General features: G+C 69.3%; 26 protein-coding genes and 1 tRNA gene. 10 read left to right on the top strand and 17 right to left on the bottom strand.

From position 1 onward, the window contains the following. Positions 1 to 78 precede the first annotated feature (78 nt). Positions 79 to 1,455 carry a bifunctional UDP-N-acetylglucosamine diphosphorylase/glucosamine-1-phosphate N-acetyltransferase GlmU gene (glmU, locus tag ACFW16_RS23550; RefSeq protein WP_380309584.1) on the bottom strand — a complete coding sequence of 459 codons (1,377 nt, stop codon included), beginning with the start codon at positions 1,453 to 1,455 and terminating at the stop codon, positions 79 to 81. 108 nt (positions 1,456 to 1,563) lie between these two features. Continuing rightward, positions 1,564 to 2,403 (bottom strand): DUF3108 domain-containing protein, encoded by an 840-nt coding sequence (locus tag ACFW16_RS23545; RefSeq protein WP_380309582.1) that lies wholly within the window; start codon positions 2,401 to 2,403, stop codon positions 1,564 to 1,566. Positions 2,404 to 2,571: 168 nt separating this feature from the next. Here ACFW16_RS23545 and ACFW16_RS23540 point away from each other — a divergent pair, with 168 nt between their 5' ends. Then, complete coding sequence (locus ACFW16_RS23540; protein WP_380309580.1) at positions 2,572 to 2,781, top strand: hypothetical protein; 210 nt, start codon at positions 2,572 to 2,574, stop codon at positions 2,779 to 2,781. 96 nt (positions 2,782 to 2,877) lie between these two features. Here the strand turns inward: ACFW16_RS23540 and ACFW16_RS23535 are convergent. The 3 genes from ACFW16_RS23535 to ACFW16_RS23525 all read right to left on the bottom strand — a co-directional run bounded on the left by ACFW16_RS23535 (position 2,878) and on the right by ACFW16_RS23525 (position 5,447). After that, positions 2,878 to 2,952: transfer RNA gene (locus ACFW16_RS23535), tRNA-Val, on the bottom strand. 80 nt (positions 2,953 to 3,032) lie between these two features. Beyond that, positions 3,033 to 4,034: a tRNA dihydrouridine(20/20a) synthase DusA gene (gene dusA / locus ACFW16_RS23530; RefSeq protein WP_380309578.1), complete on the bottom strand. Its 1,002-nt coding sequence runs from the start codon at positions 4,032 to 4,034 to the stop codon at positions 3,033 to 3,035. A gap of 54 nt (positions 4,035 to 4,088) precedes the next feature. Next, a complete protein-coding gene (locus tag ACFW16_RS23525) occupies positions 4,089 to 5,447 on the bottom strand; it encodes a DEAD/DEAH box helicase (RefSeq protein WP_380309576.1) in 1,359 nt (452 codons plus the stop codon). Positions 5,448 to 5,798: 351 nt separating this feature from the next. On the opposite strand from ACFW16_RS23525, the gene ACFW16_RS23520 reads away from it, so the two are divergent. Next, entirely contained in the window at positions 5,799 to 6,713 is a 915-nt protein-coding gene (locus ACFW16_RS23520) for a LysR family transcriptional regulator (RefSeq protein WP_380309574.1), read from the top strand. Between the two features lie 4 nt (positions 6,714 to 6,717). Here the strand turns inward: ACFW16_RS23520 and ACFW16_RS23515 are convergent, their stop codons facing one another. Continuing rightward, positions 6,718 to 7,047 carry a type II toxin-antitoxin system PemK/MazF family toxin gene (locus ACFW16_RS23515; protein ID WP_380309573.1) on the bottom strand — a complete coding sequence of 110 codons (330 nt, stop codon included), beginning with the start codon at positions 7,045 to 7,047 and terminating at the stop codon, positions 6,718 to 6,720. Next, complete coding sequence (locus ACFW16_RS23510; protein WP_380309571.1) at positions 7,034 to 7,243, bottom strand: antitoxin MazE-like protein; 210 nt, start codon at positions 7,241 to 7,243, stop codon at positions 7,034 to 7,036. The genes ACFW16_RS23515 and ACFW16_RS23510 overlap by 14 nt, the downstream gene beginning before the upstream one ends. A 185-nt stretch (positions 7,244 to 7,428) precedes the next feature. Here ACFW16_RS23510 and ACFW16_RS23505 point away from each other — a divergent pair, with 185 nt between their 5' ends. From ACFW16_RS23505 to ACFW16_RS23485, 5 genes are all read left to right on the top strand, one after another. After that, positions 7,429 to 8,592 (top strand): ABC transporter substrate-binding protein, encoded by a 1,164-nt coding sequence (locus ACFW16_RS23505; RefSeq protein WP_380309569.1) that lies wholly within the window; start codon positions 7,429 to 7,431, stop codon positions 8,590 to 8,592. Between the two features lie 141 nt (positions 8,593 to 8,733). After that, positions 8,734 to 9,765, top strand: coding sequence for an ABC transporter ATP-binding protein (locus ACFW16_RS23500; RefSeq protein WP_380309567.1), 1,032 nt, complete (start codon positions 8,734 to 8,736; stop codon positions 9,763 to 9,765). Further along, positions 9,762 to 10,709, top strand: coding sequence for an ABC transporter permease (locus ACFW16_RS23495; RefSeq protein WP_380309565.1), 948 nt, complete (start codon positions 9,762 to 9,764; stop codon positions 10,707 to 10,709). The genes ACFW16_RS23500 and ACFW16_RS23495 overlap by 4 nt, the downstream gene beginning before the upstream one ends. Then, entirely contained in the window at positions 10,699 to 11,529 is an 831-nt protein-coding gene (locus tag ACFW16_RS23490) for an ABC transporter permease (RefSeq protein ID WP_380309562.1), read from the top strand. The genes ACFW16_RS23495 and ACFW16_RS23490 overlap by 11 nt, the downstream gene beginning before the upstream one ends. Positions 11,530 to 11,540: 11 nt before the next feature. Further along, on the top strand, positions 11,541 to 12,968 hold the full coding sequence (locus ACFW16_RS23485; protein WP_380309560.1) for a gamma-aminobutyraldehyde dehydrogenase: 1,428 nt from the start codon (positions 11,541 to 11,543) through the stop codon (positions 12,966 to 12,968). A 40-nt stretch (positions 12,969 to 13,008) separates the two neighbouring features. Here ACFW16_RS23485 and ACFW16_RS23480 read toward each other — a convergent pair whose 3' ends face one another. Genes ACFW16_RS23480 through ACFW16_RS23460 form a run of 5 tightly spaced genes read right to left on the bottom strand, consistent with a single transcriptional unit; the run spans position 13,009 to position 17,094 of the window. Then, positions 13,009 to 13,716 carry a fumarylacetoacetate hydrolase family protein gene (locus ACFW16_RS23480; RefSeq protein WP_380309558.1) on the bottom strand — a complete coding sequence of 236 codons (708 nt, stop codon included), beginning with the start codon at positions 13,714 to 13,716 and terminating at the stop codon, positions 13,009 to 13,011. Then, positions 13,713 to 14,471, bottom strand: a complete 759-nt coding sequence (locus tag ACFW16_RS23475; RefSeq protein WP_380309556.1) for an ABC transporter permease — start codon at positions 14,469 to 14,471, stop codon at positions 13,713 to 13,715. The genes ACFW16_RS23480 and ACFW16_RS23475 overlap by 4 nt, the downstream gene beginning before the upstream one ends. Positions 14,472 to 14,477: 6 nt before the next feature. After that, positions 14,478 to 15,293 carry an ABC transporter ATP-binding protein gene (locus tag ACFW16_RS23470; RefSeq protein WP_380309554.1) on the bottom strand — a complete coding sequence of 272 codons (816 nt, stop codon included), beginning with the start codon at positions 15,291 to 15,293 and terminating at the stop codon, positions 14,478 to 14,480. Then, on the bottom strand, positions 15,290 to 16,099 hold the full coding sequence (locus ACFW16_RS23465; protein WP_380309552.1) for an ABC transporter permease: 810 nt from the start codon (positions 16,097 to 16,099) through the stop codon (positions 15,290 to 15,292). Before ACFW16_RS23465 ends, ACFW16_RS23470 begins: the two co-directional genes overlap by 4 nt. Next, positions 16,096 to 17,094, bottom strand: coding sequence for an ABC transporter substrate-binding protein (locus ACFW16_RS23460; RefSeq protein WP_380309550.1), 999 nt, complete (start codon positions 17,092 to 17,094; stop codon positions 16,096 to 16,098). The genes ACFW16_RS23465 and ACFW16_RS23460 overlap by 4 nt, the downstream gene beginning before the upstream one ends. 176 nt (positions 17,095 to 17,270) lie before the next feature. On the opposite strand from ACFW16_RS23460, the gene ACFW16_RS23455 reads away from it, so the two are divergent. Further along, the gene (locus tag ACFW16_RS23455; RefSeq protein WP_380309548.1) at positions 17,271 to 17,960 is read left to right on the top strand and encodes a FadR/GntR family transcriptional regulator; all 690 of its coding nucleotides are present in this window, start codon (positions 17,271 to 17,273) and stop codon (positions 17,958 to 17,960) included. Positions 17,961 to 17,968: 8 nt separating this feature from the next. On the opposite strand, the gene ACFW16_RS23450 is transcribed toward ACFW16_RS23455, so the two are convergent. After that, positions 17,969 to 20,542, bottom strand: a complete 2,574-nt coding sequence (locus ACFW16_RS23450; protein ID WP_380309546.1) for an NAD-dependent epimerase/dehydratase family protein — start codon at positions 20,540 to 20,542, stop codon at positions 17,969 to 17,971. Positions 20,543 to 20,681: 139 nt separating this feature from the next. Between ACFW16_RS23450 and ACFW16_RS23445 the strand changes: the two genes are divergently transcribed. Continuing rightward, the gene (locus ACFW16_RS23445; protein ID WP_380309544.1) at positions 20,682 to 21,914 is read left to right on the top strand and encodes a TIGR03862 family flavoprotein; all 1,233 of its coding nucleotides are present in this window, start codon (positions 20,682 to 20,684) and stop codon (positions 21,912 to 21,914) included. Between the two features lie 35 nt (positions 21,915 to 21,949). After that, the gene (locus ACFW16_RS23440) at positions 21,950 to 22,717 is read left to right on the top strand and encodes an enoyl-CoA hydratase-related protein (protein WP_380309542.1); all 768 of its coding nucleotides are present in this window, start codon (positions 21,950 to 21,952) and stop codon (positions 22,715 to 22,717) included. A gap of 9 nt (positions 22,718 to 22,726) precedes the next feature. On the opposite strand, the gene ACFW16_RS23435 is transcribed toward ACFW16_RS23440, so the two are convergent. From ACFW16_RS23435 to ACFW16_RS23420, 4 genes are all read right to left on the bottom strand, one after another. Further along, positions 22,727 to 23,128: a PIN domain-containing protein gene (locus ACFW16_RS23435; RefSeq protein ID WP_380309540.1), complete on the bottom strand. Its 402-nt coding sequence runs from the start codon at positions 23,126 to 23,128 to the stop codon at positions 22,727 to 22,729. A gap of 3 nt (positions 23,129 to 23,131) precedes the next feature. Then, the gene (locus ACFW16_RS23430; protein WP_380309538.1) at positions 23,132 to 23,365 is read right to left on the bottom strand and encodes a type II toxin-antitoxin system Phd/YefM family antitoxin; all 234 of its coding nucleotides are present in this window, start codon (positions 23,363 to 23,365) and stop codon (positions 23,132 to 23,134) included. A 68-nt stretch (positions 23,366 to 23,433) separates the two neighbouring features. Next, the gene (locus ACFW16_RS23425) at positions 23,434 to 24,606 is read right to left on the bottom strand and encodes a fumarylacetoacetate hydrolase family protein (RefSeq protein WP_380309536.1); all 1,173 of its coding nucleotides are present in this window, start codon (positions 24,604 to 24,606) and stop codon (positions 23,434 to 23,436) included. A 157-nt stretch (positions 24,607 to 24,763) separates the two neighbouring features. Beyond that, positions 24,764 to 26,293 carry a UxaA family hydrolase gene (locus ACFW16_RS23420; protein WP_380309534.1) on the bottom strand — a complete coding sequence of 510 codons (1,530 nt, stop codon included), beginning with the start codon at positions 26,291 to 26,293 and terminating at the stop codon, positions 24,764 to 24,766. Positions 26,294 to 26,439 lie beyond the last annotated feature (146 nt).

The following is a 26,439-nucleotide window of genomic DNA, read 5'->3' as shown; positions in this document are numbered from 1 at the left end:
GATACTCCAGGCGCTTCAGCGCCTCGACCAGGCGGGACGACACCGGCCGCCTCCCGACGATGCCGACGATGCCGCACATCAGCCCTTCTCCCGCTCGCGCCCGGCTTTTCGCTCACGTTCAGCCTTCTCCGCCTTCTTCTTCTCGCGATAGCCGGGCGCCCAGCCGGGCTTGTCCTCCTGCCGGGCGCGGCCGATCGCCAGCGCGTCCGGGGCGACGTCGCGGGTGATGACGCTGCCGGCGGCGATGTTGGAGCGGTCGCCGACCGTGACCGGCGCGACCAGCACGCTGTCCGATCCGACGAAGACCTCGGCGCCGATGCTGGTGCGGAACTTGTTGTAGCCGTCGTAGTTCGAGATGATGGTGCCGGCGCCGATATTGGTCTTTGCGCCGACCGAGACGTCGCCGAGATAGGTCAGGTGGTTGGCCTTGGCGCCGGCGGCGAGATCCGCCGCCTTCAGCTCGACGAAGTTGCCGATATGCGCGCCCTCGCCCACCACCGTGACCGGCCGCAGCCGGGCGAAGGGCCCGATGCGGGCGCCGGTGCGGATCGTCGCCCCCTCGATATGGCTGAAGCCGAGGATCTCGACCCCGTCCTCGACGGTGACGCCGGGGCCGAAGAAGGTCGACGGGCCGACCACCACGTCCCGGCCGAGCTTCGTGTCGACCGACAACCAGACGGTCTTCGGGTCGATCAGGGTCGCGCCGTCGAGCATGGCGCGGCGTCGCAGACGGTCCTGCAGGATCGCCTCCGCATCGGCCAGCTCGACCCGCGAGTTGATGCCCAGCACTTCGTCCGGGTCGCCCTCGACCACGCTGCAGGCCCAGCCGCGGGCGCGGGCGGCCTCGACCGTGTCGGTCAGGAAGAACTCGCCCTTGGCGTTGTTCGCCTGCAGCGCTGCGATCAGCTCCGGCAGGCGGCGGCCGTCGAAGGTCATGATGCCGGCGTTGCACAGGCCGATCTGGCGCTCGAAATCGCTGGCCTCGGAATATTCGACGATGCGGTCGAGGCCGCCGTCGCCGGTCAGCACCAGCCGGCCGTATTGCAGCGGATCGGCCGGCCGCATGCCCAGCACCACGACCGCCGGGTCGCCCGCGGCGCGGCGGGCCGCGACCAGTCGCTCCAGAGTCGCCGTGGTCAGCAGCGGCGTGTCGCCGAACAGCACGATGACGTCGCCCCCGAAGCCCTCGATCGCCGGCAGCGCCGCGCGCACGGCATCGCCGGTGCCCTTCTGCTCAGGCTGGACCACGGTCGGGACCGGGGCGACGCTCTTCGCCACCGCCTCCATCCCCGGCCCCACCACCACGGCGATCCGCTCGGGCGCCAGCGCCTGGGCGGCGGCGACCACATGGCCGAGCATCGACCGGCCGGCGATCTCGTGCATCACCTTGGGACGGTCGGATTTCATCCGCGTGCCCTTGCCGGCGGCGAGGATGAGGCAGGCGACAGCGCTCACGGGGCGAAGGCTCCACAATCACGGAACAATGTTCAGCGTGGTCTGCCACGACCGCGGCGAAAGCGATATTCAATTATTGTTTCGGCGGGTTACGCCCTTTGGTTGAGATCAGGACGCACCGGCCTGGATCGCGCGCAGATGTACGATGACGCGGCCCCAGGGCGACTCGCTTTCGATCCGCACCGGCACCGCCGGCAGGCCGGCGCCCGGGGATGCCAGCCAAGTGTCGACCACCCGCTGGTCCGGCGCCCGCGAGCTGGGCTGGAAATACTCGGTCGGCTTGGTGCTGCGCCGCTCGTCGCCGAAGTTGAAGTCGCCGACCATCGGGGTCAGCGACAGGGTGCAGCGTCTGGCCTCGCCGCCATACACCCCCTGCTCCGCCTTCTGCAGCATCACCGTGCCGCCGTCGGTCAGGTCGGCGCGGTACAGGCGGCGCCCGTCGAACACCGGCACCTGACCCTTGCACGCCTCAGCGCCGACATGCAGGGCCTGCAGGATCGAGACCACGCCGCTCAGCGGGTCCACGGCGTGGACCAGCCGCTCCGGCGGGATGGTCTGCTCGCGCTTCGGCTTCTTGCTCGGCACGATCTCGACATCCGTCCGGCCGCCGCCGAGGAAGGTGATGGTCGTGGTCCTGGCGTCGTCGCCGTTGATCCGCTCCACCACGTTGCGGGCCGGCCGGACCCGGGCGCCGTCCAGCCCGCCGGTCGATCGCACATTCGAGCGCCAGTCGCTGAAGGTGGCGGCGATCCCGACCACATGGGCCGACAGGCCGATATCGTAGCGGTCGCTCCCTAGCGACACGCCGGAGCTCACCTCCAGCATGCGCAGGCCGCCGACATAGACGTCATAGGTCATGCGCGCGCCGGCATCGGCGGCCGCGGCGGGGTTTGCCGCTGCCAGAAGACCGGCCGAGACGACGATAGCGGTGGTGAGGAGACGGGGCATGCGCGTCTTGTACCTCGCAGCGGCGACGGGGCGCCAGACTGGGAAGAAACTGGGGCGCGATTGCGGCGACAACCAGGAGCGGGCGAAGCGCGGGAGCCTTTTGCGATTTTCGCGCCGACCCCATTTACGTGTAAGCTGCCGACAGCCATCGACAGATTTGGCCGATCGATGACCGACGAGACCACGAACCTGGTTCTGGAGCATCTGCGGCACATCCGCGGCGGGATTGACGATCTGCGTCAGGATATGCGCGAGGTCAAGACGCGGCTTGGCTTGCTGGAGCAGCAATATGCCGTGATCTCCGGCCGGCTCGACCGGTTGACCGATCGCGTCGAGCGCATCGAACGGCGTCTCGATCTGGCCGAACACCCGATCTGATTCGTTCTGCGGTGCAAGGCCGGATTATGCGGACATTCTACCGGTGTAGATGCCCGGATCGGGCCACCGAATATCCGCCAAGGTCCTGAAAAGAAATGGTGGGCGCGACAGGGATTGAACCTGTGACCCCTCCCGTGTGAAGGGAGTGCTCTCCCGCTGAGCTACGCGCCCCCGCGTCGTCGGGGCCGCTTAAGTACGGGGCGGCGTTCCGGCTGTCAAGGCCGCAATGCGGCGGCCCGATCGTCTTTCCGTCAGGCCGCCCGGCGCTGCTCGATCGCGGTCTCGACCAGGTCGACGGCGGCGCGCAGCACCTCCGGCCCCGCCCCCGGGCGATGGGCGTTCTCGGCCAGGTGCCGGCGGAAGGCGCGGGCGCCCGGCACGGCCTGGTACAGGCCCAGGATGTGGCGGGTCATGGACCCCAGCGGCACGCCCTTGGAGCGGTTCGCCTCGACATAGGGCAGGAAGCCGTCGACCGCGTCTCGGCGGCTTTGGGCGGGTCCGTCCACGCCGAAGATGCGGCGGTCGGCCTCGGCCAGCATCCAGGGGTTCTGATAGGCCTCGCGTCCGATCATCACGCCGTCGAGATGCTCGAGCTGCTGCTCGGCGGCGTCGAGCGAGGTGATGCCGCCGTTGATGGCGATGGCGAGATGCGGGAAGTCGCGCTTCAGCCGGTGCACCACCTCGTAGCGCAGCGGCGGGATCTCGCGGTTCTCCTTCGGGCTCAGCCCGCTCAGCCAGGCCTTGCGGGCGTGGACGATGAAGGTGTCGCAGCCGGCCTCGGCGACGGTGCCGATGAAGTGGACCAGCTCCTCATAGCTGTCGCGGTCGTCGATGCCGATGCGCGACTTGACCGTGACCGGCACGTCGCAGGCGGCGCGCATCGCCGTGACGCAGGCGGCGACGGTCGCAGGATCCGCCATCAGGCAGGCGCCGAAGCGGCCGGACTGCACCCGGTCGCTGGGGCAGCCGACATTGATGTTGATCTCGGCATAGCCCCAGTCGGCGCCGATGGCGGCGGCGCGGGCCATCGCCTCCGGGTCGCTGCCGCCGAGCTGCAGCGCCACCGGCTGCTCGGCCTCGGAGAAGCCGAGGATCCGCTCGCGGTCGCCATGCAGCACCGCCCCGGTGGTCACCATCTCGGTGTACAGCCGGACGCGGCGCGACACCTGGCGCAGGAAGAACCGGCAGTGCCGGTCGGTCCAGTCCATCATCGGCGCCACGGAGAGGCGGTGCGTGTCGGCGGTCGAGGTCATGGCCGCAGTCTAGCGGGAAGGACGCCGGGACCGAAGCCCCGGCGCACCCTTTGGTTAGCGGCCGACGGGGCGGCGGCGCATCGGCGCCGAGCCGCCGTCGTTGGCCGGCGCCGGACGGCGGTCGCCGCCCTGATGCGCCGGGCGCTGGCCCTGGCCCTGATGGCCATGCCCATGCGGGCGCTGGCCCTGGCCCTGCGGGCGCTGGCCTTGGCCCTGCGGCCGGCCGCGATGCTGGCGCGGGGCCGGGCCGGCGCTGCCCTGGCGGAACGGGATGGTGGAGCGGTAGGCGTGCTCCTCCACCACCGGCACCGGCTGGCGGATCAGCTTCTCGATGTCGCGCAGGAACGCCCGTTCCTCGACGTCGCAGAACGAGATCGCCATGCCGTCGGCGCCGGCGCGCGCGGTGCGGCCGATGCGGTGGACATAGCTCTCCGGCACGTTCGGCAGCTCGAAGTTGATCACATGGGTGACGCCGTCGACATCGATGCCGCGGGCGGCGATGTCGGTCGCCACCAGCACCCGGACCTTGCCGTTGCGGAAGCCCAGCAGGGCGCGCTCGCGCTGGCTCTGCGACTTGTTGCCGTGGATCGCGTCGGCGTTGATGCCGGCCTGGGTCAGCTGCTTGGCGACGCGGTCGGCGCCGTGCTTGGTGCGGGTGAACACCAGGACGCGGCGGATGCTCTCGTCGTCGCGCAGGATCTCGGTGAGGAGCGAGCGCTTGTCGTCCTTCTCGACGAACATGACGCGCTGGTCGATGCGCTCGGCCGTGGTCGCCACCGGCGCGACCTCGACCCGCACCGGGTCGGTCAGCAGGCGGCCGGCCAGGTCGGAGATGTCGGTCGGCATGGTGGCGGAGAAGAACAGGCTCTGCCGCTTCGCCGGCAGGGTCGCGACGATCTTCCGGATGGCGTGGATGAAGCCCATGTCGAGCATCTGGTCGGCCTCGTCCAGGACGAAGACGTCGAGCTCGTTCAGGCGGATGGCGCCCTGCGACATCAGGTCGAGCAGCCGGCCCGGGGTGGCGACCAGCACGTCGACGCCCTGCGCCATGGTGCGGATCTGCGGGCCCATGCCGACGCCGCCGAACACGGTGGTGCGGGTCAGCGGCAGGTGCCGGCCGTAGACGCGGAAGCTCTCGGCGATCTGGCTGGCCAGCTCGCGGGTCGGGCTCAGCACCAGGGCACGGCAGCCGCGGCGCGGCGCGGTGCGCCGGTCGGCCATCAGCCGGTGCAGGATCGGCAGGGCGAAGGCGGCGGTCTTGCCGGTGCCGGTCTGGGCGACGCCCAGCAGGTCGCGGCCCTGCATCAGATGGGGGATGGACTGCGCCTGGATCGGCGTCGGGGTCTCGTAGCCTTCGGCCGCCAGCGCCTTGAGGATGAGCGGGTTCAGGCCGAGATCGGTAAAGTTGGTCAAGGGATGCTTTCGGTAACAACGACGCCGGACCACTGGACTCCGGTTCGTGCCGGAGTCGTGGCGATAAGCGCGGGGTTGACGATGACGCCCCGCGCGATCTGGGCAGTCGGATGGCTTCGATCGGGACCGACAGGACGCATCCCGGAAGGGAGCGCTCACGCGATCGGTGGCCGACGGCTGCTGTGGCAGCGACCGGAATGTCGTTGCGCAGTGCACAAAAGTCAAGGCTTACCGCCGATCGCATTCCTGCCCTGCATGACGGCTCAGAAAATTTCATTCGGATTCATCGATCGCCGACCGAAGCCATCGATTTTGCTTGCTACCGGAACCGGCCCACGGAACCGTGGCGGCATGAACGTCACGCTGCGCCAGATCGCCTATTTCACCGCGGTGGCCGAGGCCGGCTCGGTCTCCGGCGGCGCCGCTTCGGTCGGCATCTCGCAATCGGCGATCACCGACGCCTTGAAGGCGTTGGAGGAGCAGACCGGCGCGCGGCTGTTCGAGCGCCACGCCCGCGGCGTGATCCTGACCTATCCCGGCCACCAGTTCCTGCGCCATGCCCGCACCATCCTGGCCGCGGTGGCCGACGCCCAGAACGCGCTGAAGACCCTGCCCGAGGCGGTGCAGGGCACGCTGCCGCTCGGCGTCACCACCATGGTGTCCGGTTATTTCCTGGCCGATCTGCTGGCCCGGTTCCGGCGGGTGTTCCCGAACGTCACGGTCGAGGTGATCGAGGAGGAGCGGACCTATATCGAGCACCTGATGATCAACGGCGAGATCGCTGTCGCGGTGATGATCGTCTCGACGCTGGACAACCGCGACGCGCTGGAGAGCGAGATCCTGGTCCGCTCCGAGAGCCGGTTGTGGCTGCCGCCGGACCACCGCTTCATGGGGCGCGAGGCGATCCCGCTGGCGGAGATCGTCGACGAGCCGCTGATCGCGCTGGCGGTGGACGAGATCGTGGAGGCCAGCGACTTGGTCTGGCGGGCCGCCGGGCTGATCCCGAAGCGGGTGCTGCGCACCGCCTCGGTCGAGGCCGTGCGCAGCCTGGTGGCGACCGGCGCCGGCGTCGCCATCCTGCCCGACATGGCCTACCGGCCGTGGTCGCTGGAGGGCGACCGGATCGAGGCCCGGCCGCTGGCCGACCCGCTGCCGACGCTCGATGTCGGCGTGGTCTGGCGCCGCGGCTCTCCCCTGTCTACCCAGGCCGAGACCTTCATCCAGGTGGCCCGCACCCATCCGGCGCCGCGCCTGCGGTCGCTGTAGCCGCTCAGTCGGCCAATCCCATCACGAAGGCGATCGCCACGTTCAGTCGCGCGATGTCGGCAGGTGACAACTGGCCGATCTTACGACCGATGCGTTCGCGCCGCACCGTCACTGGCTTGTCCGCCATGATCTGGGATCGGACTCGCAAACCGTTTTCGGATCCGGGTTCGATCGTAATCCGGAAATCGGGGGCATCGGCGATGTCCGAGGTCATCTGGCAAACGATCACCGAAGCATGCTCGGGCGGGAACGCGTCGGACTGCACGATCACTGCGGGTCGCGGCTTGCCGTAGTCGCTGGAAGCGGCAACCGTTACGACGTCACCGCGACGCATCGTCGTCGAATTCAGAGACGCTTTCGATCCATGTCAGTGCGTCCTCTTCGGCGACCCGATCGAGAGCCGCCACCTGCTTGGCGACGCGCTTCCGGACGAGTGCCGTCCGAGCGTCGGGGACGCTCAACCGGACATCGCGGAGCCCGCGCGACCGCTGCCGCTGCCGCATCGCCTTCATACGTTCCGCTGCCGTCACTGCAATCTCCAACCGATGTAACGCGTGACGGAGTGTAACGCGTTACATCGAAGAGCGCCAGGGGGGCTGCCGAGGGAGCAGGCAGAGCTATCGGTTTTCCCGATAGCAAAACAGGATATTTCATATTTCTCGGCGTTCCAGCAACGGACCTACCATTCTTCCCAACAACAAACGGGGAGATCGAGATGGGATCGCAGCTTCGCCGGATGCTCGCCCTGGGTAGCGCCCTGGTGTTCGGCAGCACCACCCTGGCCGGCGCCGCGCCGCTGACGGCGATCGGCGCGGGCGAGGGTCAGGTCGATATCGTCGCCTGGGCCGGCTATATCGAGCGTGGCGACACCGACAAGGCCTATGACTGGGTGACCGGCTTCGAGAAGGAGACCGGCTGCAAGGTCAACGTCAAGACCGCCGGCACCTCGGACGAGATGGTGGCGCTGATGAACGAGGGCGGCTTCGACCTCGTCACCGCCTCCGGCGACGCCAGCCTGCGCCTGATCTACGGAAAGCGGGTGCAGGAGATCAACACCGAGCTGGTGCCCGGCTGGAAGACGATCGATCCGCGGCTGCAGAAGGCGCCCTGGTTCACCGTCGACGGCAAGCATTACGGCGTGCCCTACCAGTGGGGCCCGAACGTGCTGGCCTACAACACCGAGGTGTTCAAGGAGCCGCCGAAGAGCTGGAGCGTGGTGTTCGAGCCGACCACTCTGCCCGACGGCAAGCCGAACAAGGGCCGGATCGAGGCCTATGACGGGCCGATCTACATCGCCGACGCGGCGCTGTACCTGATGAAGGCCAAGCCCGAGCTGGGCATCAAGGACCCGTACCAGCTGAACGAGGACCAGTATAAGGCGGCGCTGGACCTGCTGCGCGGCCAGCGCCAGCTGGTGATGCGCTACTGGCACGACGCCACGGTCCAGGTCGACGACTTCATCAACGAGGGCGTCGTCGCCTCCTCGGCCTGGCCGTTCCAGGTCAACCTGCTGAAGTCGCAGAACAAGCCGATCGCCAGCGTCGTGCCGGAGGAAGGGGCGACGGGCTGGGCCGACACCACCATGCTGCATGTCGATGCGGCGCATCCGAACTGCGCCTACAAATGGATGCAGCATTCGCTGAGCAACAAGCTGCAGGGCGACCTCGCCGCTTGGTTCGGATCGGTGCCGGTGGTGCCCGACGCCTGCAAGGGCAATGAGCTGCTCGGCGCCGAGGGCTGCAAGGCGAACGGCTTCGAGAACTTCGACAAGATCCACTTCTGGACCACGCCGCGCCAGCAATGCGAGGCGCATCCGGAAGGCTGCGTGCCCTATCTGCGCTGGACCACGGATTACATCGCGATCCTGGGCGGGCGTTAGGTCCGCCCACCACCCACCTGTCATGCCCGGGCTTGCCCCGGGCATCCAGAGAATGTCGACAGCCTCTGGATTACCGGGTCAAGCCCGGTAATGACAGGAGGGGCTTAGGCTGAAGCCTTTCCCTTATTCCGGGCCATCCCCATGACCGACCGCAGCACCGCCGTCCGCTTCGACCATGTCAGCCGCCATTTCGGCTCGGTGCGCGCGGTCGACGATGTCAGCTTCGACATCCGCGACGGCGAGTTCTTCTCCATGCTCGGGCCCTCGGGCTCGGGCAAGACCACCTGCCTGCGCCTGATCGCGGGGTTCGAGCTGCCGACCGCCGGGCACCTGCTGCTGCACGGCAGCGACGTCTCGGCCACGCCGCCCTATGACCGCGACGTCAACACCGTCTTCCAGGACTACGCCCTGTTCCCGCATATGAGCGTGTGGGAGAACGTGGCCTACGGCCTGATGATCCGGCGCGTGCCGAAGCCGGACCGGCGGCGTCGGGCCGAGGAGATGCTGGCCATGGTCAAGCTCGGCGACCTCGCCGGGCGGCGGCCGGCCCAGCTGTCGGGCGGCCAGCGCCAGCGCGTCGCCCTGGCCCGCGCCCTGGTCAACCGCCCGTCCGTGCTGCTGCTGGACGAGCCGCTCGGCGCCCTCGACCTCAAGCTGCGCGAGGCGATGCAGGAGGAGCTGAAGGCCCTGCAGCGCCAGGTCGGCATCACCTTCGTCTACGTCACCCACGACCAGGGCGAGGCGCTGGCGATGAGCGACCGGGTGGCGGTGTTCAACCGCGGCCGGGTCGAGCAGATCGACACGCCCGCCGCGATCTACGACCGGCCGGCCACCGCCTTCGTCGCCGGTTTCGTCGGCGCCTCGAACATGGTCGACGCCGCTACCGCGGGCAGGCTGATGGGCCAGGCCCGGCCCTTCGCCCTGCGGCCGGAGCGCATCCGGATCCTCGGCGCCGGCCAGTCGGCGCCGGCGGATGCGGTCGAGGTGGCCGGCACGGTGGACGGCGTCAGCTTCCTCGGCGCCACCACGCGCTACCGCGTGGCGCTGGCCCCCGGCGGCGCCGTCGACGTGGTCGAATCCAACCTCGACGCCGCGCCCAAGATCCCCGGCCAGTCGGTGCGGCTGGCTTGGCGGCGCGACCATGCCCATCCGCTAGAGGGTGCCGCGGCATGACCATGGCCGTCCCCCTGCCCGCCCCCGCAGCGGACGGTTTCGGCCGGCGCGCGGCGCGGCTCCTGTACCGCAACGGCTGGCTGCTGCTGATCCTGCTGCTGATGCCGCCGCTGCTGTGGCTCGGCGTGGTCTATCTCGGCTCGCTGTTCGCCCTGCTGCTGCAGAGCTTCTATTCGGTCGACAGCTTCACCGGGATGATCGTCCCGGAATTCACCCTATCGACCTATGCCGACCTGCTGACCGCCGCCAACATGGACGTGGTGCTGCGCACCGCGGGGATGGCCGCGGCGGTGACGATCCTGTGCGCGCTGATCGGCTTCCCGATCGCCTATTACGCGGCGCGCTACGCCCGCGGCCGGGCCAAGGCGGCCTTCTACATCGCGATCATGCTGCCGCTGTGGTCCAGCTATCTGGTCAAGGTCTATGCCTGGAAGCTGATCCTGGCCCGCGAGGGCGTGGTCACCTGGCTGGCCGGCCAGCTGCACCTGACCTGGCTCCTGGACGGCATCCTGGCCCTGCCGGTGGTCGGCGGCCCGTCGCTGTCCAGCGCCTATCTCGGCACCGCGACGGTCTTCGTCTACATCTGGCTGCCCTACATGATCCTGCCGGTGCAGGCAGCGCTGGAGCGGGTGCCGCGGTCGCTGACCGAGGCCTCGGCCGATCTCGGCGCCCGGCCGGCCCAGACCTTCCGCACCGTGATCCTGCCGCTGGCCTTCCCGGGCGTGGTCGCGGGGTCGATCTTCACCTTCTCGCTGACCCTCGGCGACTACATCATCCCGGGGATCATCGGCTCCTCCCGCCCCTTCATCGGCCAGGTGGTGCTGCAGCTGCAGGGCACCGCCGGAAACGTGCCGCTGGCCGCCGCCTTCACCGTGGTGCCGATCGTGATCATGGCCGTGTACCTGACGGCGGCGAAACGCCTGGGGGCCTTCGATGCGCTCTGACGGCAAAGCCACGGCGGGAACCAGCGCGCCGCTGGGCCTGCGCCTGATGGCGCTCGGCGGCATCCTGTTCCTGCATGTGCCGCTGCTGTTCATCCTGCTCTACGCCTTCTCCAGCGACGAGAAGACCTTCCAGTTCCCGCCGCCGGGCCTGACGCTGCAATGGTTCGCCGTCGCCTGGCTGGACCGGCCGGACATCTGGGCGGCGCTGTGGCTGTCGGTGAAGGTGGCGGCCACGGCGACGCTGCTGGCGATCGTGCTGGGCACCTGCGCCGCCGCCGCGGTCTGGCGCAGCCGCTTCTTCGGGCGGGAGTCGCTGTCGCTGCTGATCATCCTGCCGATCGCGCTCCCCGGCATCATCACCGGCATCGCCCTGCGGTCGGCCTATTCGCTGCTGGAGATCCCGTTCAGCTTCTGGACCATCGTCATCGGTCACGCCACCTTCTGCATCGTCGTCGTCTACAACAACGTGCTGGCCCGGTTCCGGCGCACCTCCGGCTCGCTGATCGAGGCGTCGATGGATCTCGGCGCCGACGGGTTCCAGACCTTCCGCCATGTGGTGCTGCCGAACATCGCCACGGCGCTCTTGGCCGGCGGCATGCTGGCCTTCGCCCTCAGCTTCGACGAGGTGATCGTCACCACCTTCACCGCCGGGCAGCAGCAGACCCTGCCGATCTGGATGCTCAGCGAGCTGATCAAGCCGCGGCAACGGCCGGTGACGAATGTGGTGGCGATCATCGTCATCGTCGTGACGTTCCTGCCGATCCTCGGCGCCTATTACCTGACCCGCGACACCCACGACTTCTCCGGCTCCGGGAAGTGAGGAGACATTCCATGGACATCGAGCTTCTGATCGACGGCGCCCTGGCCAAGGGCGAAGGCCAGGCCGAGCAGGTGCTGAACCCGGCGACGGGCAAGCTGATCGTCGAGGTGCCGGAGGCCTCGCAGGCCCAACTCAACGCCGCGGTGGCCGCCGCCGCCCGCGCCTTCGAGGGCTGGTCGGTCACCACGCCGGCGCAGCGTGCCGGGCATCTGCTGCGGCTGGCCGATGCGATCGAGCGCGAGGCCGAGGCCTTCGCCCGGCTGGAATCGCTGAACTGCGGCAAGCCCTATGCCCGGGTGCTGGAGGACGAGCTGCCGGCGATCATCGACACCTTCCGCTTCTTCGCCGGCGCCACGCGCTGCCTGACCGGCTCGGCCGCGGGCGAATACGTCGCCAACCACACCAGCATGATCCGGCGCGACCCGATCGGCGTGGTCGGGTCGATCGCGCCCTGGAACTACCCGCTGATGATGCTGGCCTGGAAGGTCGCCCCGGCCCTGGCCGCCGGCAACACGGTGGTGATGAAGCCGTCGGAGCAGACGCCGCTGACCGCGCTGAAGCTGGGCCGCACGCTGGCCGAGATCTTCCCCAAGGGCGTGATCAACATCGTCACCGGCCGCGGCGAGACCGTGGGCTCGGCCCTGACCAGCCACCCGCAGGTGCGCATGGTGTCGCTGACCGGCGACATCGCCACCGGCCAGAAGGTGCTGCAGGCGGCGGCCAAGAGCCTGAAGCGCACCCATCTCGAGCTCGGCGGCAAGGCGCCGGTGCTGGTGTTCGACGATGCCGACATCGACGCCGTGGTCGCGGGCGTGCGCGCCGGCGGCTTCTACAATGCCGGGCAGGACTGCACCGCCGCCTGCCGCATCTATGCCGGGCCGAAGATCTATGACCGGCTGGTGGCCGACCTGGCCGGCGCCGTCGCCAGCCTGAAATACGGTTCCCCAGACGATGCGGCGACCGAGCTGGGACCGCTGATCAGCGAGCGCCAGCGCGACCGGGTGGCCAGCTTCGTCGAGCGCGCGGCGGCGCAGAAGCACACCGAGATCGTGACCGGCGGCGGCAAGGCCGAGGGCGGTGGCTACTTCTTCAAGCCCACCCTGGTGGCCGGCGCCCTGCAGACCGACGAGATCGTGCGCAAGGAGGTGTTCGGCCCGGTGGTCTCGGTCACCCGCTTCGATGACCCGGACGCTGCCATCGCCTGGGCCAATGACAGCGACTACGGCCTCGCCTCCTCGGTCTGGACCAGCAATGTGAAGACGGCGCTGAAGACCGCGGCCCGGCTGCAATATGGCTGCGTCTGGGTGAACGCGCATTTCACCCTGACCAGCGAGATGCCGCATGGCGGGCTGAAGATGTCCGGCTACGGCAAGGACATGTCGATGTACGGGCTGGAGGACTACACGGTCGTCCGCCACGTGATGCTGAACTTCGGGTAGAGCAGGTCGGGCCCGCCCCCCGCGGACCCGACCGCCCCGGTCAAACCACTGCCACCCGGATCTCGCCGACGCCGTCGACGTGGCCGACCATCTCGTCGCCGCGGACCACCGCGCCGACCCCGGCCGGCGTGCCGGAGAAGATCAGGTCGCCCGGCTGCAGCTCGAACAGGCCGGAGAGGTAGGAGATCATCTCCGGCACCTTCCAGATCATCTGGTTCAGGTCGCCCTCCTGCCGGCGCTGGCCGTTGACGTCGAGCCAGACGATGCCGGCGGCCGGATGACCGATCTCCGCGACCGTCCGGATCGGGCCGCAGGGCGCCGAATGCTCGAAGGCCTTGCCGACCTCCCAGGGACGGCCGAGCTTCTTGGCCTCGCCCTGCAGGTCGCGCCGGGTCATGTCGAGCCCGACGGCATAGCCGAAGACATGGTCGAGCGCGCTCTCGAGCGGGATGTCGCGGCCGCCGGACTTCAGTGCCACCACCAGCTCGACCTCGTGATGCACGTCGGAGGTTGCCGACGGATAGGGGAAGCGGCCGTCGGTGCGCAGGTTGGACGGGTTCTTCTGGAAGAAGAACGGCGGCTCGCGGTCCGGGTCGTGGCCCATCTCCACCGCATGCGCCGCGTAGTTGCGGCCGACGCAGTAGACGCGGTGCACCGGGAACAGCCGGCCGGTGCCGAGCACGGGCAGCGCCGGGACGGGCGGCGGCGCGATGACGAACTCGGTGGTCCCGGGCGAGGCCATGTTCATGACTGTCGTACTCCTGCGTAATAGGCGATGCGGTGCTCGAGCCGGGAGACCAGCCCGGAGAGGACGAGCGCGAAGGCGAAGAGGACCAGTGTCAGGGCCCAGAACTCGGCCATCAGGAAGTTGCGGGAATAGAGCTCGAACAGCGCGCCGAAGCCGATGATCGACACCAGCAGCTGCCCGACCACCACGCCCTTGACGCCGCGGATCAGCCCGACCCGGATGCCGGCCAGGATCTCCGGGAGCGCGGCCAGCAGCAGGATCCGGCTGGTGGTCTGCCAGCGTGTCGCGCCGAAGGAATGCGCCATCTCCACCAGCGATGGCGGCACGTGCCGGATGCCGGCGCGGGTGTCGAGCGCGATGATCCAGACGGCGAACAGGAAGACGGTGACCACGACCGTGGCGGTGCCCATGCCGAACAGCAGCATGATCACCGGCACCAGCGCCGAGAGCGGCGCGCTGACGAACAGGTTGACCCACATGCCGGCGAACTGGTCGACCGCGGTGAAGCGACCCATCAGCGCGCCGAGCGGCACGCCGACGGCGATGGCGAGCGCCATGCCGAGGACGAAGCTGACGACCGTGATCAGGGCGGCGTCGAGGAAGCTTTGCGTCGGCACCACGGTGAACAGCGCCGCGACGACCTCGGTGAAGGGCGGGAACAGCAGGACGAGGCCGAGCCGGCCCACGATCTCCCAGGCCAGGGCCCAGAGGATCAGCGACGCCATCATCGGGATGCGGTGGCCGAAGACGGTCATGGCCCCCTACTCCACATAGCGCCGCAGGCCGCGCCAGATGTCCTCGACCGTATCGATGTAGACGGGGTCGCGGCGGATCTCGTCGGGCGTGCCCTGGCGCGGGATCTCCGGCACCACGATCTCCGACACCCGGCCGGGCCGCGGCGACAACAGGACGATGCGGTCGGAGAGGTAGACCGCCTCCTCGATCGAATGGGTGACGACGATGAAGGTCTTGTACTCCTCGCGGCACAGCGCCAGCAGGTCCTCCTGGAACTTGCGCCTTGTCTGCTCGTCGACGGCGCTGAACGGCTCGTCCATCAGCAGCACCTCGGCATCGACCGCGAGCGCCCGGGCCAGGCCGACGCGCTGGCGCATGCCGCCGGACAGCTGGTGCGGATAGCGGTCCTCGAAGCCGGCGAGGCCGACCCGGGCGATGTGGCGGCGGGCCGTCTCCTCGCGCTCGGCCCTGGGCACGCCCTTCAGCTCCAGGCCGAAGGCGACGTTGCGCAGCACCGTGGCCCAGGGCATCAGGGCGAAATCCTGGAACACGAAGGCGCGGTCCGGCCCTGGCGCGGCGACCGTGCGGCCGCGGACCAGCACCTCGCCGGCGGTCGGCTGCATCAGCCCGGCGATGATCTTGAGCAGCGTGGTCTTGCCGCAGCCGGAAGGGCCCAGCAGGCTGGTCAGCTCGCCGGCACGGAAGGCCAGGGAGACGCCGTCCAGCGCCACGACCTGGGTGCCGTAGCGCTTGACGATGCCGCGGACCTCGACCGCGGGCTCGGCCGGCTCCGTCATTGCGTGATCGCGCGGCAACGGCATGGCGGCGCTGCTCTTGCTCATGGCTGTCCTCGCTTTTCCGGCCGGAACAGGGCGACCTCGAGCCGCTGCAGCGCCCCCACTGTCACCGCGGCGAAGAGGATGATCGAGGCGATGGTCGCGTACATCTCCGGATAGTCGGCGACCGAGCGGTGATAGGTGATCAGGTCGCCGATCCCGGTCGGGGTGATCAGCAGCTCGGCCAGCACCACGCCGATGAAGCCGGCCGAGATGCCGAGCCTGAGGCCGGCGAATATCATCGGGCTGGCGTCCGGGATCACGATCTTGCGCACGATCTGCCGGCGGTTGGCCATGAAGGACCGGGCCATGTCGACCAGCGACGGCCCGACATGACGCACCGCCTGGTAGCTGTTCAGCACGATCACCGGCAGGGCCAGCATGACCACGGCGATGACCTTGGCGGTCAGGCCGATGCCGTAGACGAAGGTGGTCAGCGGGATCAGCGCCGCCATCGGCGCGGCCTGCATGACGATGAAGATCGGCGCCCCGGCCCATTCCAGGCTGCGGTTCAGCCCCATGGCGACGCCGCAGCCGATCCCCGCCACAGCGGAAATGACGAGGCCCAGCAGCAGCGGCTGCAGCGTGTCGAGATAGGCCGTGATCAGGCTGCCATCCATCACCAGCCGCCAGAAGGCCGCGGCGGTGGCGCTGAACGAAGGCAGCGCGTAGTTGACCGGGATCCGGCCCGCGATCTCCCACCCGCCGCACAAGACGACGATCGAGGCGAGGCGCCAGAACAGCGGGTCGGCGGCCAGGGCGGCGAGGACGCTGCCTCTCCGCCCGGCTTCGGCGACGGCGGCACCCGTCATTTCCGGACGACCTTCTCCAGCGCCTTGTTCAGCGGCGCGAAGGTCCAGAAATCCTCGACCTTCAGCGTGGCCGGGTCGCCCTGCAGCTGGCCGGCGACGGCGTAGAAGGCGAAATCGTCCTTCACCGCCGCCTCGTCGCCGCCGTTCAGCGGGTACATGCCGGCGGCGACGGAGTCCTGGTAGAAGGGCACGATCTCGGGCTCGAGCTCGGCCGGCAGGTCGGCCAGCAGCTTGTGAGTCTTGCGCAGGTCGCCGACGACGGCCGGATTGGCGGCAATCTCGCGCCAGGTGTTCAGCAGCTCCTCGGCCAGGATGCCGGCGGCCTCGGCGTTGCTCTCCAGGAACTCGGTGTTGGCGAACAACGCTTCGTCGGTGGCCTGGACGTCGCCGACCTCGAGCAGCTTGAACTTGCCGCCGCCCTTCTCCTGCAGCAGGCGCCAGCCGGCGGAATCGACGATCGTGGCCTTGACCGCGCCCTGCAGCAGGGCGCCGGTGCGGACCTCCGACCCCGGCACGTAGCTGACCTTGCCGTATTTGATGCCGTTGCGCTGGGCCATCAGCATCATGATCGCCTCGGTGCCGGAGCCGCGGGAATGCACCGCCACCTCCTGGCCGTCCAGGTCCTTCCAGTCCTGGTAGAACTCGGTGTTCACCACCGGATAGAAGCGCAGCGTGCTCATCTGGAAGAACAGCCGGATCGGCGCCCCGACCTTCTGCAGCAGCGCATAGGGTGTGCCGACGCCGATATCGGCCTGGCCGCTGACCACGGCCTGGGCGGCGATGTCCTCGGATTTGAAGAAGGTCAGCTCGACCGGGACGCCGCGGGCGCGGGTCCGCTCGATCGCGATCAGGAAGTTCAGGCTCTCGACCGACGGGATGTCGCCGAAGGCGATCCGGACCGGGTCCGCCGCACTGGCGGACAGCGGCATCGCCAGCAGCAGGGCGAACACGAAACCCGCGGCGCGGCGGGTGATTCGGGTGGCAAGGCACGTCATGGCTCTCTCCTCCCTTGCATCGGCGGGCTTGTGCGCCCGCGCTTTGACCAATGTTCGGATTATTCTTTAACCAATCACATATTGGTTAACAGGCCGAGCAATTCCGGTCAATCCTCGACTTGACCGGGCCAGTCGAAATTCGCTAAGCCTGAACCAATATGGAAATTGGTTTGACCATGTCGCTCGATCACGACCAGGGCCAGGGCGCCCTCACCCAGCTTCGCGCCTATCTCGCCCAGCAGGCCCTGCCCTCCGACGGCAGGCTGCCGCCGGAACGCGAGCTGTGCGAGACGCTCGGCCTCTCGCGCGGCGAGCTGCGCAAGGGCCTGGCGGCACTGGAGGCCGAGGGGCAGATCTGGCGCCATGTCGGCAAGGGCACCTTCCTGGGGTCGCGGCCGATCGAGGAGGTCGACGACGCGGCGGCGATCGCGTCGCGCACCTCCCCCGCCGCGGTGATGCGGGCGCGGCTGCTGGTGGAGCCGCAGATCGCGCAGGAGGCGGCGCTGCACGCCTCGGCCGACGACCTGCGCAAGCTGCGCCTCGTCATCGCCAAGACCCGCACGGCGGAGAGCTGGCGGCAATACGAGACGCTCGACAACCAGCTGCATCGCCTGATCGCTGAGGCGACCCGCAACACCGTGCTGGTGGCGCTGTTCGACCTCTTGAACACGGTGCGGCGGACGGTGGTCTGGGGCCGGCTGCGCGCCGACATCCCGCGGCCGCCGGCCGACCATCACAGTTTCGCCGAGCACGACGCCATCGTCGACGCCATCGCCGAGCGCGACCTGGAGGCCGCCGGGCGGGCCATGCGCCGGCACCTGCGCTCGGTCGAGCGCAAGCTGATCGAGGCGCATCACGACGACTGAGCGGTCTCTCACACGATGAACCGGTCCCAGCCGCCGTAATGATCCGCGCTCAGCTTGCCGCGCGGCAGGCTGAGCAGGGCCAGGCCGAGGCCGGCGACGATGTCGGCGATCATGGCCGCGGTCCCGGCGCCGTCGAGCAGGAAAGGCGACAGGGCGGCCCAGAGGCCGAGCGCCACGTTCAGGAAGCGCAGCGGCCGCGCCACCTCCGCCATCGCGATCACCGCGATGGTGATGACGAGGCATCCCGCCACGTGGTCGCCATAGGCCAGCGGCGGCTCGGTGCCGAGCAGCGTCCCGGTCGCCATCAGCCAGATGCCGACGGCGACGCTGGCGACCAGGGTCCAGGGATAGGACACGCCGCCGCTGATGAAGTTGTGCGCGACCTTGGCGAAGGGCGCGTCGAGATCCGGCGACGGGTCCCGTTCCTCCTGCAGCGGCGGCCCGCCGCGGAACAGGGTGCGCCAGAACGGCCGTCCGGCGCGGCGGCTCTGCAGCAGGAACTGGGCGGAGGCCCAGACCTCGTCGACCGAATAGGGCATCATCAGCACCGTCAGCACCGTCTGGGCGATGCACAGCAGGCACAGGGCGCCGATGACGGTCGGCTGGATGATGATGAAGCCGACGCTGACCATGCCCAGCGGCACGATCAGCAGGCCGAAGATCAGCACGATCCAGGGCATGGTGCGCCAGCGCCGCCGATCCCCGATCGCGCCGGTCAGGATGTCGAGCAGATAGGCGAAGGCGCCGAAGCCGGCATCGGCGATCGGGAAGGCCTTCGAAACGTCGGAGGTGATGACCGCCGCGGTGCCGTTCTCCGCCCCCGTCGTGCCGCCGCTGAACACCGGATCCCAGACCGAGTCGATATGGCCGAGCTGATAGGCGGCCAGATAGCGCGACACCAGGAGCCCGATCAGCGCCATGGCCAGGATCGGCACGCGCTGGGTGTGGGTCGAGGGCGAATAGGACCAGCCGAGCGGCAGGTCGGAGGGCGAGGCCAGTGCGCCCCGGCTGATCCCCGGCGGCGCCGGCACCATCACCGCGAAGGCGACGACGAAGGCGCCGATCAGCGTGTCCAGCGCATAGGCGGTGGGGCTGACGGTCCAGAACACCAGCGGCGCCAGGGCCAGCCAGATCCCGACCGCGGCCGTGACCCATTGCACCCAGGAGCGCGGCCGCGCCATCGCCAGGATCGAGAGCAGGATGATGGCGGCGCCCGAGATCATGTCGCTGGCGGCCAGCCAGGCGTCGCGGATCTCCGGCGGCGGCAGCGGATGGCCGGCGGCCGGAGGCGCCGGCGCCGCGCCGGGCTCGAACACGCCGTGGGTGAAGGGGCCGATGAGCAGCCAGAGGCCGAGCGCCATGACCACCAGATGCGCCCACAGCGTCCGCATGTGATGCTCGGCGAGATCCGCCTCGACCTCTTCGTGGCTCCGGGCGGCGGGCGCGCCGCTCTGCTCGATCCTGTCGAGCACCGGCTCGGAGGCCGCGACCTTGGCCGCGTTCAGCTTGTTGGCCCGGTACCAGCCGGGCGGATCGGCCTTCAGCGCCGCCAGCATGGCGGGCAGCACGGCTGACAGCGAATGGCGGGGCTGCCAGCCGAGCAGCGCCCGGGCGCGGGAGATGTCGAGCGCGTAATGGTCGCTCGCCTGGTCGATCATCCAGGGCTGGATGAAGGGATCGTGCCCCAGCACGTCCTCCTGCAGCCACTGCCCGGTCTTGGCCAGGGTCTTGGGGATCTCCTGCGTCTCCCAGGCCTCGCCGTGCAGCTCCCTGCCGATGCGGCGCTGGAGGTCGCCGTAGCTCGGCGTCTCCTCCTCGCCGAGCAGCAGGGTCACGTCGGGCGGCAGGTCGCGGCGGCGCTCGACCAGCCGGTCGATCGCGTCGACCAGGTCCTCGAGATGCAGATAAGGCTGCCCCTTGTCGGGATCGCCCGGATACAGGCCGCTGACCGGATGGCGCTCGAAGATGTTGGCGATCTGCTGGGCCAGGAAGGCGGCGTGACACTGCTCGTCATAGACGCCGGCCAGCCGCAGGATCGCGATCGGGACGTCGCCGTGCTGCTGCCGGATCAGCGCCTCGGTGTCGGCCTTCGACTGCGGATAGGGCGTCTTCGGCCGGATCGGCGACTCCTCGTCGATCCGCTCGCCGATGGCGCAGGGCGCATGGACCAGCATGGTGCTGGCGAAGACGAACTGCCCGGTCTCGAACTCCTGCAGCCCGCGCAGCAGCCGCTCGGTGCCGCGGATCGTCACCGCCTCGTATTTCGGACTCGGCTCGCCCGACAGGTCGTAATAGCCGGCGAGATGGATCACCGAGGCGATCCGGCCACCATGGCCGGCGCGGATCCGCTGCAGCGCCGCCGCCACGCTGGCATCCGAGGTCAGGTCGACGCGGATCGCCTCGAAGGATGCCGCGGGTGTCGGCGGCAGGACGGAATCCAGCCCGACCACGTCGTAGCGTTCCGCCAGCCGGCGGATGATCGCCCGGCCGAGGAAACCGCTGCTGCCGGTGACGACGACGGTGCCCTTCGCGCGGGGCGGCTGGTCGGATGGCCGAGTCTGGGGGCCGGGTGGCGTCGCCACGTTGCCTCCGTTGCTGCTTCGCGGATGGGCCGGTGCCCGCACCGAGTCCAATCGCGGCCGGCCGCGGGCGGTTCCCGGAATGATCTCCCGGCGCGGAACAGGACTCGCCAATCCGGCGCAGGCTGCTAGGGTCCGCGCCATGTCCCGATCCATCACCATCATCGGCGGCGGCCCCGCCGGCCTGATCGCCGCGCAGCGCCTGGCCGAGGCCGGGCGGCAGGTGACCGTCTACGACCGCATGCCGACGGTCGGGCGCAAGCTCCTGATGGCCGGGCGTGGCGGGCTGAACCTGACCCATTCCGAGCCGCTGGACCGCTTCGTCGCCCGCTACGGCGCGGTGCAGGGCTGGATGGAACCGCTGGTGCGCGCCTTCACGCCCGACGACCTGCGGGCCTGGAGCCTGGATCTCGGCGTCCCGACCTTCGTCGGCTCCAGCGGCCGGGTGTTCCCGGAGAGCCTGAAGGCCTCTCCCCTGCTCCGCGCCTGGCTGGGCCGGCTGGCACAGCTCGGCGTCGAGGTCCGGACCCGGCATGACTGGATCGGCCTCACCGATGACAACCGGCCGATCCTGCGCGGGCCGGAAGGCGAGTTCGAGGCCGAAGCCGACGCCACCATCCTGGCCCTCGGCGGCGCCAGCTGGCCGCGGCTGGGCGGCGACGGCGGCTGGGCGCCGATCCTGGCGGCGCGCGGCGTCGACATCGCGCCGCTGCTTCCGGCCAATGCCGGCGTCGAGATCGCCTGGTCGTCGCATCTGCGCGACCGCTTCGCCGGCACGCCCTTGAAGCGCATCGCCCTGTCCTTCGCCGGCCGCACCGTGCGCGGCGAGGCGGTGATCGCCGCCACCGGCCTGGAAGGCGGCGCCGTCTACGCGCTCGGAGCCGAATTGCGCGAGGCGGTCACGCGGGACGGCGGCGCGGTGCTGGCGCTCGACCTGCGGCCGGACATGACTGCAGCGGAGATCGCCGGCCGGCTGGACCGCACCGGCAGCAGCGACAGCGCCCCGAACCGGCTGCGCCGGGCCCTGTCGCTGACCGGCCCGGCCTATTCCCTGCTGCGTGAGGGCTTTCCGCCCGAGGCTTTGGCGACGCCCGAAGCAATGGCCGCCGCGATCAAGGCGATTCCACTGCCCATCACCGGCATCCGGCCGCTCGACCGCGCCATCTCCACCGCCGGCGGCATCCGTCTCGACGCCCTCACCTCCAATCTTGAGCTGAAGGCCCTGTCTGGCGTCTTCGTCTGCGGCGAGATGCTGGACTGGGAGGCGCCGACCGGCGGCTACCTGCTGCAGGGCTGCTTCGCCACCGGCGTCGCCGCCGCCCGCGGATTGGTCGGGTCGCCTCCCGCATCGACTCACCCGGGTACAACCGACTAGCCTGGGCCTCTCTCACATCCTGGAAGGATGACGCCATGGCCGACCCGGTTCTGACCGGCACCACGGGCCCGGTCATGACGATCCGGCTCAACCGGCCGGAGAAGAAGAACGCGATCAACCGCGCCATGTACGAGGCGCTGACCGCCGCGCTGCGCGCCGCGGCCACGGCCCGGTCGGTGCGCGTCGTGGTTCTCCGGGGCGGCGACGACTTCTCCGCCGGCAACGACATCGCGGATTTCCTCGCCAGCGGCAGACCGGCCGGGATGCAGCCGGTGCTGGATTTCCTCGATGTCCTGGCCAGCTTTCCCAAGCCGCTGGTCGCCGGGGTCCGCGGCGCCGCGATCGGCATCGGCACCACCATGCTGCTGCATTGCGACGTGGTTCTGGCCACGCCCTCGGCCCGGTTCCAGCTGCCCTTCGTCCAGCTCGGCCTGGTGCCGGAGGCCGCCTCCACCCTGCTGCTGCCGGCAGCCGTCGGCCGGCTGAAGGCCGCCTGGTGGCTCCTGACCGGCGAGGGCTTCGACGCCGAGGCCGCATTGGCGGCGGGGCTGATCACCAAAACCGTCGCCGAGACCACGCTCGACGCCGAGCTCAACGCCCTTGCGGCGCGCCTTGCCGCCATGCCCCCGGCCGCGATCCGCCAGACCAAGGCGCTGCTGCAGGCGCCGCACCGCAGCGCCGTGCGCGAGGCCATGACCCGCGAGGTCGAGGCCTTCGGCGCCCAGCTCAAATCCGCCGAGGCCAAGGAGGCCTTCACCGCCTTCATGGAGAAGCGGAAGCCGGATTTCAGCCGGTTCGACTGAGTCGGCTCGCTATAGCCAATTCTCGAGCCTCAACTCCGGGACCCGGGAGAATTCGCGTTCATTGTCCGTCACCAGCGTGGCATCGATCGCGAGTGCCTGTGCGGCGATCCAGGTGTCGTTCGCGCCGATCGGCGTCCCCTGCCGCTCCAGCAATGCCCGCACCTGGGCATAGCGACGCGTGGTGTCATAGTCGATGCCGACCAGCGGCAATCTTCGGGCCAGGGCTTCGAGGCGCGCGCGGTTCCGCTCTCCTTGCGCGCTTTTCTCCGCACCGAATTCCAGCTCCCCCAGCACGATGGCCGAGAGGCGCAAGGCGCCCAGCGGCATGTCCTCCAACCGCTGCCGCACACTCGGGCTGCCCTTCAACGCGGCGATCAGGATGTTGGTGTCCAGGAGGTGGAGCCCGGCCATGGCTTAGTCGTCCAGCGACGCCACGGTCTCGGCCGGTCCATCCTCCGGCGCCTGCAGGTCGACATCGTTGTCGGACCAGAAATCGCGAAAGGCGTCGGCCGCGACGCCCTGGCGCTCCGGTACCAGCCTGGCCACGACCTTCCCATGCCGGGTGACGGCGACCTCCTCACCCGCCTCGACCTCGGCGAGCAAGGCCGAGAAGCGGGATTTCGCCTCGACCACGGAGACACTCTTCACGGCGTCACCCCAAAATGACCATGTGGCCATAATATGGGGTGCGCCTGCGCCCCGTCAAAGGATCGTCTTCACAGCAGCCCGCGCTTCACCAGGCTGGCCATCAGGGCCCGGGCGCCGAAGGTCCAGGGCGCGATCTTGTCGGTGTGGTTCACCCGGTTCACCAGCATGCCAAGCGTTGGGGTCGAGATGGTGACGATGTCGCCGATCTTGTGGGTGAAGCCCATGCCCGGCGCGTCGCGGTCGTCGGTCGGGGCGAACATGGTGCCGAGGAACAGCACCGCCCCGTCCGGATACTGGTGGTTCGGGCCCAGCAACTGGCCGGCGAGATCGAGCGGGTCGCGGCTGATCTTGGAGATCGAGCTGTGGCCCTTGAGCGTGTAGCCCTCCGGCCCGTGCACCGCCATCGCCAGATCCGCCTTGCGGATGTCGTCGATGCCGAAGCCGCCGTCGAACAGCCGGATGAAGGGACCGATCGCGGAGGAGGCGTTGTTGTCCTTGGCCTTGCCGAGCAGGAGGGCGCTGCGGCCTTCGAGGTCGCGCAAATTGACGTCGTTGCCGAGGGTCGCGCCGACGACTTTGCCGCTCGGCGCCACCACCAGCACGATCTCGGGCTCCGGGTTGTTCCAGGTCGAGATCGGCAGGATGCCGATCTCGGCGCCGAGGCCGACCGAGGACATCGGCTGGCTCTTGGTGAAGATCTCGGCGTCCGGGCCGATGCCGACCTCGAGATACTGCGACCAGGCGTTCTGGGACAGCAGCACGTCCTTGATCCGCTGCGCATCGGCCGAGCCGGGCTTAATCGCGGCGAGGTCGTCACCGATGATCGAGACGATGCGCTGGCGGATGGAGTCGGCCTTGGTGGCGTCGCCGCGCGCCTGCTCCTCGATCACCCGCTCCAGCATCGAGGCGACGAAGGTGACGCCCGCCGCCTTCACCGCCTGCAGGTCGATCGGCGCCAGCGGCCAGGGCTTCGACGTGTCGCGCGAGGTCTCGTCGGCATTGGCCAGCAGGTCGGCGACGCTGCCGATCACCGGGCCGTCGGCCTTGGCCAGCGCGGCCGGGTCGGCGGCCGAGATCAGGTCGGCGACGGTCGGCGCGGCCCGGGTGATGTCGATCACCTGGCCGCCGCGCAGCGCCACCACCGCCGGCCCCTCGACCCGCGGCAGCCAGACCCGGCCGACCAGCGTGGCGCGGTCGGCATCCGCCGGCAGGCAGGTCGCGACGGAGATGTAGTCCTTCATGGGTGTCCCTTCCCGCGTAATCTGGCTGTGCGCTTCGGGCGCACATCAACTTCAACGAAAATCGTAGGTTGGGTTCGCGTTGCGAACCCAACACCAGCATCGCCCTTGCTGCGAGATGTTGGGTTCGCTGCCGCGAACCCAACCTACTCGGCGAGCCCTACATCACTGCGCCGATCTGCCAGGGCACGAACTCGTTGTCACCGAAGCCCTGGGCCTCGCTCTTGGTCTGCGTGCCCGAGGCCACGGCCAGGAACATCTCGAAGATGCGGCGGCCGGCCTGCTCGATGGTCTCGTCGCCGTCGATGATGGTGCCGCAGTTGATGTCCATGTCCTCCTCCATGTGCCGGTACATGGTGGAGTTGGTGGCGACCTTGATGCAGGGCGCCGGCTTGAAGCCCGAGACCGAGCCGCGGCCGGTGGTGAAGCAGACGATCTGCGCCCCGCCCGCCACCTGGCCGGTGGCCGAGGCCGGGTCGTAGCCGGGCGTGTCCATGAACACGAAGCCCTTGGCCGTCATCTGCTCGGCGTATTTGTAGACCTCGACCAGGTTGGTGGTGCCGCCCTTGGCCGCAGCGCCCAGCGACTTCTCCAGGATCGTGGTCAGGCCGCCGCGCTTGTTGCCGGGCGACGGGTTGTTGTTCATCTCGCCGCCGTTGCGGCTGGTGTAGCCTTCCCACCACTTGATCCGGGCGATCAGCTTCTCGCCGACCTGGCGGTTGACCGCGCGCCGGGTCAAGAGGTGCTCGGCGCCGTAGATCTCCGGCGTCTCCGACAGCACGGCGCTGCCGCCATGGCGGACCAGCAGGTCGACCGCGGCGCCCAGCGCCGGGTTGGCCGAGATGCCGGAATAGCCGTCCGACCCGCCGCATTGCAGCGCCACCATCAGCTCGCTGGCGGGCACGGTCTCGCGCCGCGCCTTGTCGGCCTCCGGCAGCATCTCCATCACCTTGGCGATGCAATGGTCGACCGTCTTCCGGGTGCCGCCCAGATTCTGGATGTTCATGGTCTGGAACAGCGGCCCGCGCTCGATCTGATAGGCGTCGAGCAGGAAGTCGATCTGGTTGACCTCGCAGCCCAGGCCGATCATCAGCACGCCGGCGAAGTTCGGGTTGCGGGCATAGCCCCAGAGCGTGCGCTGCAGGTTGTCGTAGCCCTCACCCGAATCCGCCATGCCGCAGCCGGTGGAATGGGTGATCGCCACCACGCCGTCGACATGCGGGAACTGCTCCAGCACGCCGGAGCGCTCGAAATGCGCGGCGATCATCCGGCTGGTGGTGGCCGAGCAGTTCACCGACGACAGGATGCCGATGTAATTGCGGGTGCCGACCTTGCCGTTGGCGCGGCGGTAACCCTGGAAGGTCGCGCGCTCGGCCTCCGGCAGATAGTCGGTCGGCTTGGCGTCGGCGCAGAAGGCGTAGTCGCGCTCGAAATCGCCCATGGCGCAGTTCTGGACATGGACGTGCTCGCCGGTGCCGATCGCCTCGGTGGCGAAGCCGATGATCTGGTTGTAGCGGCGGATCGGCTCGCCCTGCGCGATCGGGCGGGTCGCCATCTTGTGGCCGGCCGGGATGTGGCCGGCGGTGGTCACGCCCTCCTCCGGGATCGGGGTGCCCGGCGTGATGTCGGCGCGGGCGAGGACGACGTTGTCGTCGCGGTTCAGGCGGATGAAGAGGCTGGGGCTGGGCATCGGTTTCGCACGTGTTCTTGGGCTTGCCTGGCGGATCTTGGGCGGCCGCTACTTTACGTCGGACTTTTGGGCCGCGCCATCCTCCTGAAGAGATGGGAACGACATCGGCCGGAGAGGATAGCGGCGCATTCAGTCTGATGAATTGA

Source organism: Inquilinus sp. NPDC058860 (assembly GCF_042743185.1).
Taxonomy (GTDB): Bacteria; Pseudomonadota; Alphaproteobacteria; order DSM-16000; family Inquilinaceae; genus Inquilinus.
This window is presented reverse-complemented; position numbering and strand designations above follow the sequence as displayed.

What these genes read in the sequence shown, in the direction of transcription:
- ACFW16_RS23515 (WP_380309573.1), bottom strand. Translation starts at nt 7,047, where the DNA reads ATGCGTCGCGGTGACGTCGTAACGGTTGCCGCTTCCAGCGACTACGGC.
- ACFW16_RS23470 (WP_380309554.1), bottom strand. Translation starts at nt 15,293, where the DNA reads ATGAGCAAGAGCAGCGCCGCCATGCCGTTGCCGCGCGATCACGCAATG.
- ACFW16_RS23460 (WP_380309550.1), bottom strand. Translation starts at nt 17,094, where the DNA reads ATGACGTGCCTTGCCACCCGAATCACCCGCCGCGCCGCGGGTTTCGTG.
- ACFW16_RS23520 (WP_380309574.1), top strand. Translation starts at nt 5,799, where the DNA reads ATGAACGTCACGCTGCGCCAGATCGCCTATTTCACCGCGGTGGCCGAG.
- ACFW16_RS23545 (WP_380309582.1), bottom strand. Translation starts at nt 2,403, where the DNA reads ATGCCCCGTCTCCTCACCACCGCTATCGTCGTCTCGGCCGGTCTTCTG.
- ACFW16_RS23485 (WP_380309560.1), top strand. Translation starts at nt 11,541, where the DNA reads ATGGACATCGAGCTTCTGATCGACGGCGCCCTGGCCAAGGGCGAAGGC.
- ACFW16_RS23455 (WP_380309548.1), top strand. Translation starts at nt 17,271, where the DNA reads ATGTCGCTCGATCACGACCAGGGCCAGGGCGCCCTCACCCAGCTTCGC.
- ACFW16_RS23505 (WP_380309569.1), top strand. Translation starts at nt 7,429, where the DNA reads ATGGGATCGCAGCTTCGCCGGATGCTCGCCCTGGGTAGCGCCCTGGTG.
- ACFW16_RS23425 (WP_380309536.1), bottom strand. Translation starts at nt 24,606, where the DNA reads ATGAAGGACTACATCTCCGTCGCGACCTGCCTGCCGGCGGATGCCGAC.
- ACFW16_RS23490 (WP_380309562.1), top strand. Translation starts at nt 10,699, where the DNA reads ATGCGCTCTGACGGCAAAGCCACGGCGGGAACCAGCGCGCCGCTGGGC.
- ACFW16_RS23445 (WP_380309544.1), top strand. Translation starts at nt 20,682, where the DNA reads ATGTCCCGATCCATCACCATCATCGGCGGCGGCCCCGCCGGCCTGATC.
- ACFW16_RS23475 (WP_380309556.1), bottom strand. Translation starts at nt 14,471, where the DNA reads ATGACCGTCTTCGGCCACCGCATCCCGATGATGGCGTCGCTGATCCTC.
- ACFW16_RS23480 (WP_380309558.1), bottom strand. Translation starts at nt 13,716, where the DNA reads ATGAACATGGCCTCGCCCGGGACCACCGAGTTCGTCATCGCGCCGCCG.
- ACFW16_RS23500 (WP_380309567.1), top strand. Translation starts at nt 8,734, where the DNA reads ATGACCGACCGCAGCACCGCCGTCCGCTTCGACCATGTCAGCCGCCAT.
- dusA (WP_380309578.1), bottom strand. Translation starts at nt 4,034, where the DNA reads ATGACCTCGACCGCCGACACGCACCGCCTCTCCGTGGCGCCGATGATG.
- ACFW16_RS23420 (WP_380309534.1), bottom strand. Translation starts at nt 26,293, where the DNA reads ATGCCCAGCCCCAGCCTCTTCATCCGCCTGAACCGCGACGACAACGTC.
- ACFW16_RS23495 (WP_380309565.1), top strand. Translation starts at nt 9,762, where the DNA reads ATGACCATGGCCGTCCCCCTGCCCGCCCCCGCAGCGGACGGTTTCGGC.
- ACFW16_RS23440 (WP_380309542.1), top strand. Translation starts at nt 21,950, where the DNA reads ATGGCCGACCCGGTTCTGACCGGCACCACGGGCCCGGTCATGACGATC.
- ACFW16_RS23540 (WP_380309580.1), top strand. Translation starts at nt 2,572, where the DNA reads ATGACCGACGAGACCACGAACCTGGTTCTGGAGCATCTGCGGCACATC.
- ACFW16_RS23465 (WP_380309552.1), bottom strand. Translation starts at nt 16,099, where the DNA reads ATGACGGGTGCCGCCGTCGCCGAAGCCGGGCGGAGAGGCAGCGTCCTC.
- ACFW16_RS23435 (WP_380309540.1), bottom strand. Translation starts at nt 23,128, where the DNA reads ATGGCCGGGCTCCACCTCCTGGACACCAACATCCTGATCGCCGCGTTG.